Origin of the sequence: Pseudoduganella sp. RAF53_2, assembly GCF_052113985.1 — a bacterium.
GTDB lineage: Bacteria > Pseudomonadota > Gammaproteobacteria > Burkholderiales > Burkholderiaceae_D > Rugamonas.
In genome coordinates this window covers 1-1,409 of record NZ_JBFRDW010000993.1, presented here as the reverse complement: position 1 = coordinate 1,409, position 1,409 = coordinate 1, and the positions used below count along the sequence as shown (strand labels likewise).

General features: G+C 62.2%; 2 protein-coding genes. Both read left to right on the top strand.

The annotated features are described in order from the left end of the window. The coding region (locus tag AB4Z11_RS31740) for an AI-2E family transporter (RefSeq protein WP_442030159.1) at positions 1-1,082 on the top strand (1,082 nt) is incomplete at its 5' end. Positions 1,083-1,133: 51 nt separating this feature from the next. Then, the coding region (locus AB4Z11_RS31735; RefSeq protein WP_442030157.1) for a BREX system ATP-binding domain-containing protein at positions 1,134-1,409 on the top strand (276 nt) is incomplete at its 3' end.

Sequence of the window (1,409 nt, the reverse complement as noted above, 5' to 3'; positions counted from 1 at the left end):
TGCCATTTCCCCTCACGGTAGAACAAAAACAAACAGTGTTTTGGGTGGCAGTCTGGCTGGCATTCCTGTTCCTTCTGGTGACGCTGGGACCGGTGCTGACGCCATTTCTGGCGGCCGCCATCCTGGCTTACGTGCTGAATCCCGGTGTGGATCGCCTGAGCCGCTTCAAGTTCGCCCGCTTCCCGCTGCCGCGCGCGCTGGCCGTGACCATTGTCGTGGTGCTGTTCTTTGCCGCCATCTTTGCCCTGGTGCTGATCGTGGTGCCGGTGCTGCAAAAGGAAATCCCCCTGCTGCAAGCCGCCATCCCCACCGCGCTGGCCCGCATGAACGACGCCTTCGGACCGCGCCTGCACCAGTTGGGCGTGGATTTCAGCTTCGACTCGGCCAGCATCAAGGCCATGGTGACCGAGCAGATGGCCAAGAGCGGCGACCAGATCTGGTCCGCCGTGCTGAATTCCGCCCGCATCGGCGGTACGGCCGTGCTGGGGTGGCTGGCAACTGCGGTGCTGATTCCCGTTGTGTTGTTTTACATGTTGCTGGATTGGCATGATCTGCTGGCGCGTGTCGCCGCGGCCGTGCCGCGCCGCTGGATCGGCTCCACCGTCGGCATGGCCCAGGAAGCGGACACCCTGCTGGCCCAGTATCTGCGCGGCCAGCTGCTGGTGATGCTGGTGCTGGCCTGCTACTACTCGGCCACGCTGGCGCTGGCGGGCTTCGACGTGGCGCTGCCGGTCGGCATCCTGACCGGTCTGCTCGTCTTCATTCCCTATCTCGGTTTCGGCCTCGGCCTACTGCTGGCCCTGATGTCGGCTGTGCTGCAATTCAGCGACTGGAGCGGCGTGATCGCGGTGGCCGTCATCTACGGTTTCGGCCAGATTATCGAAGGATTTTTCCTCACGCCGCGCCTGGTGGGCGAGCGTATCGGCCTGAATCCGCTGGCTGTGATTTTCGCCTTGCTGGCTTTCGGACAGCTGTTCGGCTTCGTCGGCGTACTGCTGGCGCTGCCCGCTTCCGCCCTGCTGATGGTGGCTTTCCGCCACCTGCGCCGCCACTACCTTAGCAGCAGCTTTTATAATGCGTAGTGTGAAGATCGAAATCGTTATTCAAAAGACCACAAAGCCGGGGCAATACCAATGAAACAATTGGTGCTTGACCTGGGCGCGGAGCCGGTGCACACCCTGGAATCATTCGAGGTGGGCCGCAATGCCGAGGTAGCTGCGCTGATGCGCCAGTTCGCCGACCGCAGCTCGCGCGAGCATTTTGCCTATCTGTGGGGGGAAATCGGGGCAGGCAAGTCGCACCTGCTGAAGGCGCTCGCCTCGACCGAGCGCGCCCGGTATATTTCCCCGTTTTCGATCGAATCCGAGTTTGTGTACTCGCCGGAAGTGGATCTCTACCTGCTGGACGAC